The sequence below is a fragment of the Moorena sp. SIO4G3 genome, assembly GCF_010692305.1.
Classification (GTDB): domain Bacteria; phylum Cyanobacteriota; class Cyanobacteriia; order Cyanobacteriales; family Coleofasciculaceae; genus Moorena; species Moorena producens_A.
Genome location: NZ_JAAHIG010000362.1, coordinates 1 through 8,594 on the forward strand (window position 1 = coordinate 1; position 8,594 = coordinate 8,594).

The following is an 8,594-nucleotide window of genomic DNA, read 5'->3' on the forward strand; positions in this document are numbered from 1 at the left end:
CGAAAGGATAGGATATCTAGGAGCCGTATGAGGCGAAAACTTCACGTACGGTTCTGAAGCAGAGGTGCTTCCCTTAATAGGGGACATCGACTGTAACAATGCCCGGAGGGTAGGGAAAATCCTCCTTTCTTGATGCAATAGCGAGTGGGGGAAACCCCCAAGACCGCGCTGCATCGCTAAAAACCCAATCATCAACTAACAATTGGTGTGTGAACCCAGCAAGATCAAAACTTGAGAAAACAACGGTACGGCGGGGTTAGAAGTTACCGTAAGAAGAGTGGAGCCTTTAAGGGTTACAGGCTATGCATAAAAGGGTTAAAACTTTTTTATTAAGGCTCCACTCTTCTAAGGTTTCGTCTCCGGCACGCCGAAACCAAGTGAAACAGAAAAGTAACGGACTTGATAAGGCACTTTTCAAAAAGTAACTAAACGCTATCGCGAGACTAGCCCGCTGGGTCTTTCGTGAACTGACTAGAATCTTGGTCTTGACGGGATTCAGGTTTAGATATTGCCATTTGGACACGGAGGTTTAAGGCCGGTCGTAGATCTAGGAATCCCCGTCTTTTTAAAGCGGGGAGTGTCAATAGCTAATTGGTTACTATTCAATTTTCAATTTTTAATTGACTAATTAATTACTTTGTGTTAATTAAAATGGTTAAATGATTAAAATTGCCAATTAAAGGGGTAACTTGTGGTACAATTTAATATCGCACCCTAGAGTATTTCTAAGTAACAGCAACTTCCAAGCAATTGGTGAAAAAGCAATCGGTGAAAAACACTCAGGAAACAATAACTTGGCAGCACTGATCAACTTACCTCGTTTAAGGGCTACTAAACCCCAATGTAATCTCAAATAAGCTACCAGCTCCCAGAGTAAGGGGAGTTGACCTTGGTATTTTTCACTGACTAGTGCATAGATTTTTTCCTTAATGGAAATATGGGTTTTAAGACGTTTCTGGAACGAAAACTTATGATTATAAGCACCAGACCAAATCGTCCGGTAAGCTAAACACTTATTGATAAATATAGCATCCCCAAACTGAGCGATTTGAATCCAGGAATCAATATCATCAAAGTTGGTATCTAAGCTAGAATCCCAACCACCGGAACTCAGAAAACCATCACGGGAAAACGCCACTTGCGCTGGGGTCCCAAACGGTACCATTTCTAGAAGCATTCCATAATGAATGTCTTCTTGGGCTATATATAACCTTTGCGGTGAACCTACTTGCCGTGTTACACTTAGTTCTGCTCCTAAGGTATCTACTTGAGCCGATTGGCAAGAGCAAATCACGGCTTTCGGATGTAATGCGATCGCATTAGCCATTTCTTCAATGCAGTTCCTGGCTAAGTAGTCATCATCATCCAACAGCTTGATCCAATCACCAGTTGCCAACTCTACCCCTTTATTTACCGCTTTCGAGTGGCCCATATTATCGGAATTTCGGTGATAAATCAAGCTCTGCTCACCAGCACGTGTCAAGGCTTCACTGCGCTCTTGGACATAATCTTCGGTTCCATCAGACGAACCGTTGTCAACGATAACAATCTCACAGGTAAATGTCTGAGCAAGTGCGCTTTCAATGGCGCGCTTGAGTAGATCTAGGCGATTATAAGTCGTGATAACAACGCTGAATTTCATCTGGCACCCTCGAGGAAAATTCTTTGATTAGCTTAGGTTTAATCATCAAAGCTCCAACCCTATAATTCCCCTGGAAGCTTAAGAACTAATAAGTTTACCAATAAGTCTAGCGTAATTATCTCCCCATTTTGGTTAAACGTTTCTATTTAAAGTCTAAACCCTCAACCTGTAACCTTCAACCTTGGCCTTTTGGCCACGCGTGCGCGTTCAACCTGTAACCTTGGCCTTTTGGCCACGCGTGCGCGAACAACCTGTAACCTTCAACCGTTCAACCTTCAACCCCAGTCCCAACAACTCAGAAGTCCAGCTACCATGTAAGCCGTAAGGGATATGATGCTTCAAGTGCAGTCGTGCTACCGGTCCACTAGTTAAATCACGACCATCTAAAATTACTAGATCCGACCGGTGATGACTAGCATCATATACTAAGGTCAATACCCAACCATCATCTTCTCGTTCAGCATTGGGTCGTGGCACAAACATTGGTTCATTTACAAAACCCTTTGGCGCAGCACTCCAGAATTGTTGTGTCTTTGTTTCCATATCTATTTTTAGAATCCCTTGTAATGGCGCATTACCGGTGGGACGATCAGCAGCTCCGATAAATAAGTAGCGATAGGGATGTCCGACAGAATTAGGGTTAATGATGGGAAACTCGCAACAGCGCTCTTCTAAAAACTGACTCGCTACAGTTTTTTCAGTTAAATTCAACGTAAAGCGCCAGAGTTGCCCTGGTGCGTTCGTATTCATATCAATTTCCCGGAAATCCGTACCTGTCTCTATTGCTGGTAATGACTCGTAGCAAATAGAATCGACATAAATCTTGCCATCTTCCTCAAAAGCATTAGCGTGATGGAAGATAAAGCCCGATTGGGTTTCTAGGATTTTGACTTCCTCTGTGTTCTGTTTACGAGGAATCACTATAATCCGGGTCGGTTGCTCAGGTTGATATGCCACACACTCACCAGCTCCTCGGTATCCCAACAGGAACGGAAAGGGATTATAAGTAACAGGATTTTGGAAGAAAATACAGTAATTTGGGGTAATCGCAAAATCGTGGATAAAGGCAAAACCAGGAACACTATAAGCCTGACGTCGTAATAGTTTACCGGTCAGGTTCAATTCGTAAATGGTAATTTTGCTAGACAGACCTGGCTGAATCGCGAAATTCACCAGACAGGGTTGACCACCATCAAGCTTACAACTAGGGTCAATCCAAGGATGAGCAGCAAAGGATTCACCCCCTAATAACACTCCATCCAAGTTATCTTCACCCAAGGTTTCAAGGGTATGGGGGTCTAGACTGTAAGGTTTAGCAGCTTCCCATAAGGCTAAGAGCTTGCCACCCCAGTAGATCACATTGGTATTCGCAATATTTTTAAGTTGGACATCAAATAGATTCGCTAACCAACCCCCAGGCTTCTGAGTGCCAAACACTCCTCGATATACCGGTTTCCCCGCTTTCTGTTCCGCTAAGAAGCCCTCTGTGCGTACAAACCGATTCCGAAAATGAGCTCGACCGTGATCAAATGCGATCGCACAAATCATCCCATCCCCATCAAATGGATGATGCACCCGGTAACCATTAATATCCAGCAAACCAGGACCATTCCGTAACCAAGTCCCTTGCAACTCCTTAGGGATTTCCCCTTCTACTTGATCAATCCAATAATCCTCTTCATGGCGTTGGGACTCATAACCTCTTGCCCAATCTTCCTGGCTATAGGACACACCAGGATTAGAAACCCCATTGGCTTCTTTGTTTATTAACACATTTTCCATCTTTTATCAAGTCCTTAGCCAGATTTTTTTATGAATAGTTTTTAATTTTATTTACATTTTATTACATTACCAGACTTTGTATAGCAAAGGGAATCGGGAATCGGGAATCGGGAATCGGGAATCGGGAATCGGGAATCGGGAATCGGGAATCGGGAATCGGGAACAGGGAACAGGGAACAGGGAACAGGGAACAGGGAAAAAAATTATCACGATTGATTTCGGCTCCCTATAATCCCTTGCTTATCCCTTAGATTCCTTGCCAATCCTTGTCGTTCTAGCTAACATTATTTCATAAAACTTTACATGAATGGCTAGCAAATATAGGTATAATATTCCTGTTATTATTCCCAGCATTAATAATTAGTATTTCTAGTAACAATAACGGCCTCAAGCCACTATTAATCAAAGGTCAGCAATCAGCCGTCAACCGTGAGCTTTTAGCTCACGCTGCGCGAACAGCCGTCAGCTTAAAATAGACCCCACGTAGCCTGTGTCGATGCGCAAGCTGATACGGGACACGCTGATAGCTTAAGTAAACTACCACTCCCCAAGATTAGGAGAAGCAATTCTATGGCATTAGATGTGTTGAAACGCTATAACACTCAGTTAGGTTTAGCCCTATGCTTAGCCATTAGTGGAGCGTACGCATTTTCAGTAAACCAAGCTAATGCTCAGATTACTCCTGATGCTACTTTGCCCCAGGGAGAAACGTCACAGCTAGACCTGGGCTCTGGTGAGGTAAATGGGAAAATTGTTGATCTAATTAAGGGAGGAGCAATCCGAGATATTAATTTGTTCCACAGTTTCCTAGAGTTTAATATCGACAAAGGGCAAAGGGTTTATTTTGCTAATCCAGCTGGGATTCAAAATATTCTGTCTCGGGTAACTGGTGCTAATCCCTCTAATATTCTTGGCACCTTGGGTGTGGATGGTGGAGCGAATTTGTTCTTGATTAATCCCAAGGGAATTTTCTTTGGGGATAAAGCCAAGCTGGATGTATCGGGGTCATTTGTGGGCACCACTGCTGATGGGATTGGGTTTGGCAATCGAGGAGTGTTTAGTGCCTCTAATCCAGAGCCGCCATCGCCATTGCTGACGGTTAATCCTAATGTATTCTTCTTTAATCAAATTCCCGGTAAGATTACCAGTCAAGCTAAGTTAGAGAAGCTAGCGGTTGATAACCTGTTGTTGCTCGGTGGTGATATTGAGGTTAGTAAGAAAGATAAGAAGAAAGATAGTAAGATATCCACTAATCAAGGTGGGAATATTTTGTTAGCGGGATTGGGCGCACCAGGAGAAGTAGCATTAACTCAAGAGGGTGACAAGCTGGGTTTAGAGTTTCCCGATGGCGTCAAGAAAGGGAATGTTGTCATTAAGGATAGCGCTATAGAAACTTCCGTAGCCAAAGATAGCACTGTTGATGGTGGCGACATTAGGATTATTGCTGATTCTTTGGAAGTAGAAACCTCTAATAAAGATCAGGGAATTTTTACCATAACTAAAGGCAATAGTAAAAAAGGTGGTGATATTATTGTCACTGCTGATTCTTCAGTTAAGGTAACTACTAACAATGACGGAGGAAAGAAAGCAAACCAGGGTATTTTTACCAAAACTCAGGAAAGCGGTGGAGCAGGCGGAAAAATTAGTATCACTGCTGACTTGATCTCTGTATCGACATCTAAACAGACAAGAAAGAAGTCAAAGGTAGAAGAAGACCAGGGCATCTTTACCAAAACAGCGGCCGTTGGGAGTGATGGCGGAGAGATTATCCTCACCGCTGACCGGCTTGAGGTTTCGGTTTTTGCCAATAAAAAAAATTATGAGAACGATGCTGAAGACCAGGGCATCTTGACCAAAACTACCGAACAAGCCGGAAACGGAGGAAAAATAACCATTAACGCTGGCTCGGTCTTGGTTACGTCTAATAGGTTTAGAGCCAAACTAAAGAAGCAAACAGAAGAAGGAATTTTTACCAAAACAGAGAAAAAAGCGGGTATTGGCGGGGATATTGAGATCAATGTGACTGGGGATGTACTGCTGACCAATAAGGGTACGATTAAGACTAAGACCACAAGTTCAGGTCAGGGTGGAACTATCGAAATCAACGCTCCCAATGGCAATGTAACCTTAAATGATAGAAGCAGAATTCAGGCTTTGACGAGAGCACAAATAAGTAAAGAGGCAACAGGAAATGGCGGAGAAACTATCATCAAGGCTGGGGGAGCAGTTGAACTGAGATTCAACAGCAAAATTGAGAATACCGCTCAAAGAGAATCTACAGGATCGAGTGGGGGCATTGAGATCACAGCTAAGTCCCTATTACTCGATTCTCGTGAAGATCCCAGCAATTCTAAATCTAGCAGAGGTCAAGTCCAAATTACGGCTAAGACCGACCCAAACACTAAAGGTAACGGTGGTCCGATAGACATCCGTGTTGAGTCACTGACGATGATTGGACCAGGTGAAAAAGGTTCTAGTGGTATAACTGCTAATACATCAGGAGCTGGAAATGCGGGCGCGATCACAATCATAGTTGAAGGAAACTTCATCATGGAAGATCGAGCCAAAATTGAAGCGAAATCTCAACAGGGCGCTACAGGCGATGGTAACGACATAATCATTGACGCTGGCTCACTTTCCTTAAGTAATACGAGCTTTATCACGGCTGAGACTAAGAAAGATAAAAGTAAAATTAAGAATGTTGGAAATCCGGGAAAGATCCAGATAACGGTTAAGGATAAGATTGAGATTATAGGCTTGGATAGCGGAATCAGAACTCAGGTAACTAAGGATGCGGGAAACAATCAAACCCGAGAAGAAGATGCTGGTAATATTACCATTAAAGCTCGCTCTCTATCTCTCAAAGATGGAGGAAGATTAGAAGCGTTTACTAAAGGCAAAATTAAAGCAGGTGATATTATAGTCGATGCCAAAGATTTTGTAGAAATTTCTGGTATTGGAGAAAAAAAAGAAAAAAAAGAAATAAAAACCGAAAAAAGTGGCATATTCACCCAAACTCGAAACGGAGCCAAGGCTGAGGGAGGGCTTATTCAGATAGAAACACCGAGCTTGCGTCTATCAGATGGTGCAGTTTTGAATGCTCAAAGCCAAAGTGACTTTGCCGGTGGTGATATCAAGATTGATGCCGATGAAGTGCAACTAACCGATGGTGCTCAAATTACTGCCGCTTCCGAAAAAAGCGCAGAAAACCAAGGTGGTAACATAATCTTAAATGTAGACAGCTTGACAGTAAGTAACAGCGAAATTTCAGCTTCTACCGAAAGAGGAACTGCAGGAAATGTGGAAGTCAAAGCTAAAGACTCAGTATTGTTAACTGGAACTCTACCAAATAAGTCTAAATCTCCCGCAGGAATATTCGCTCAAGCAACCAAAGGTGGTACTGCTCAAGATGTGACTATAAAAACAGATGAGCTAACTGTCAAAGATGGAGCACGAATAGCAGTAAGCGGTGTCCCATTAACAGATAGTGGTTTTCCAGATAGTGACGTGAAGCAGAGCAAGCGAGGAGAAGCTGGCAAACTGGAAATTAAGGCTGAGTCACTCACCCTAGACAACGGCCAACTTATAGCTGCTACTGGAAAAAATCCTAACAACAACGAAGACGCAGCAACTATCGATATCAATGTGCCAGGAGTGATCATACTTGATAACAACAGCCTAATCTTGGCTGATGCTACAGGGGATAAAGTCAAGGGTGGAAATATCAAGATTTCTGGTGGAGTATTAGTGGCGCTGCCTCTGAATAATGATGACAAAGGTAGCGATATATTTGCTAATGCTCAGCTTGGAGATGGTGGAAACATCAAAATTACCCTCCAGGGCTTATTCAATCTGAACGTACTGGGAGATACCAGTGCGTTTATCGACCCATCTGGAAAGATAGACCCATCGTTAGCTTTTCAGAATAATAATAGTGAAATAGCAGCGCTTAGCTTTAGTGGTGGTCAATCTGGGAGTGTAACCAGGGATATTACTAACTCAGCACAAGATCCTGAAATCTTACCAACATCACTAGTTGACCCTTCATCATTAATTCTTGCTAACTGTCCCAGGAGTGGAAAAGTAACTGTAGATGAACTCGGTGAATTCATTGTTACTGGACGGGGTGGCTTACCTCCAAGTCCCCTAGACCCAATTACTCAACGGTCTGTACTGGTAGATTGGGTTACCATTGATACTGAAGAAGATGAAGAAGAGACCATCAAAGAAGCTACCTCTACTCCTACTCCTGAAGTTAGTTACTTACCAATGAGAGGGAAACGCCGTGTTGCCTCTACTCCTACTCCTGCTCGTCCCAAGAAGAAAATAGTGGAAGCTCAGGGTTGGACTGTGGGCGAGGATGGTACAATTATCTTGACGGCTGAACCGAATAATGGTACTCCTAAGAGTAATTGGTATAGTCCTCGGTCTTGTGGTAGCAAGGGTTGAGGCAAGGGATAGATAATATTGATGTTGCCGTTAACTGCAAGAAACGGCGTTGCTGAATTAAAGTATGAAGCGCGATCGTTTGGTTTTGCTAAAGCCCCCTAAATCCCCCAATTTTGCGGTGCGACCCAAGGGCGATTTACTCGCCCATTGGAAAGCGCACCGGGAGGGACTTTGAAACTCTTGTTCCCCCCAGAATTGGGGGGCTAGGGCGTGTTTTAAAACTCGGAGATCCCCCATTATCCCCCTTAAAAAAGGGGGACGAGCGAGTATGGCTCCCCCCTTTTTTAAGGGGGGCTGGGGGGGATCATAATCTTGCGGAAAACTTTGAAACTCTTGTTCCCCCCAGAATTGGGGGGCTAGGGGGGCGAAACCATACCCAAAATCAGCAACGCCGGAAATTGCAGCAATTTTGGAAATGATCGATACCGATTCAATAACTATAGCGCTAGCTAAAAATACTCAGATTAAGCTCTTAACTATAGCGCTAGGCTAGCTAACTTCAATCCAATTACTTCACTATCGAAAATCTCAACAATTTTGGAAATGATGGGATGCTCCTGATCAGCCGTTTTGGATAAGCATTCCCTGTAGCCCTAGGGCGTGTCATCAATTAAGCCAGATAACAGTAGCAGCAAGATAAATTGCCCCGAGAAAGTTTATTGCTCGCTTATCATAACGTGTCGCGATTCCTCGATATTGTTTGAGTTGGGCAAAGAAATTC

At 43.4% G+C, this 8,594-nt stretch carries 5 protein-coding genes; 1 reads left to right on the forward strand and 4 read right to left on the reverse strand.

The features are described from left to right. Nucleotides 1-676: 676 nt before the first annotated feature. The 3 genes from F6J99_RS36525 to F6J99_RS36535 form a co-directional block, all read right to left on the reverse strand. Entirely contained in the window at nucleotides 677-1,642 is a 966-nt protein-coding gene (locus tag F6J99_RS36525) for a glycosyltransferase family 2 protein (protein ID WP_293120569.1), read from the reverse strand. A 207-nt stretch (nucleotides 1,643-1,849) separates the two neighbouring features. After that, a complete protein-coding gene (locus tag F6J99_RS36530; protein ID WP_293120571.1) occupies nucleotides 1,850-3,424 on the reverse strand; it encodes a carotenoid oxygenase family protein in 1,575 nt (524 codons plus the stop codon). Nucleotides 3,425-3,490: 66 nt separating this feature from the next. After that, nucleotides 3,491-3,634 (reverse strand): hypothetical protein, encoded by a 144-nt coding sequence (locus F6J99_RS36535; protein ID WP_293120573.1) that lies wholly within the window; start codon nucleotides 3,632-3,634, stop codon nucleotides 3,491-3,493. A 360-nt stretch (nucleotides 3,635-3,994) separates the two neighbouring features. Here F6J99_RS36535 and F6J99_RS36540 point away from each other — a divergent pair, with 360 nt between their 5' ends. Continuing rightward, the gene (locus F6J99_RS36540) at nucleotides 3,995-7,873 is read left to right on the forward strand and encodes a filamentous hemagglutinin N-terminal domain-containing protein (protein ID WP_293120575.1); all 3,879 of its coding nucleotides are present in this window, start codon (nucleotides 3,995-3,997) and stop codon (nucleotides 7,871-7,873) included. Nucleotides 7,874-8,479: 606 nt separating this feature from the next. Here the strand turns inward: F6J99_RS36540 and F6J99_RS36545 are convergent. Then, a partial coding sequence (locus F6J99_RS36545) for a transposase (RefSeq protein ID WP_364305990.1) occupies nucleotides 8,480-8,594 on the reverse strand: 115 nt, incomplete at its 5' end.

Excerpts from the sequence above, each read along its gene's own strand:
- F6J99_RS36530 (WP_293120571.1), bottom strand. The coding sequence starts at position 3,424 with ATGGAAAATGTGTTAATAAACAAAGAAGCCAATGGGGTTTCTAATCCT.
- F6J99_RS36525 (WP_293120569.1), bottom strand. The coding sequence starts at position 1,642 with ATGAAATTCAGCGTTGTTATCACGACTTATAATCGCCTAGATCTACTC.
- F6J99_RS36540 (WP_293120575.1), top strand. The coding sequence starts at position 3,995 with ATGGCATTAGATGTGTTGAAACGCTATAACACTCAGTTAGGTTTAGCC.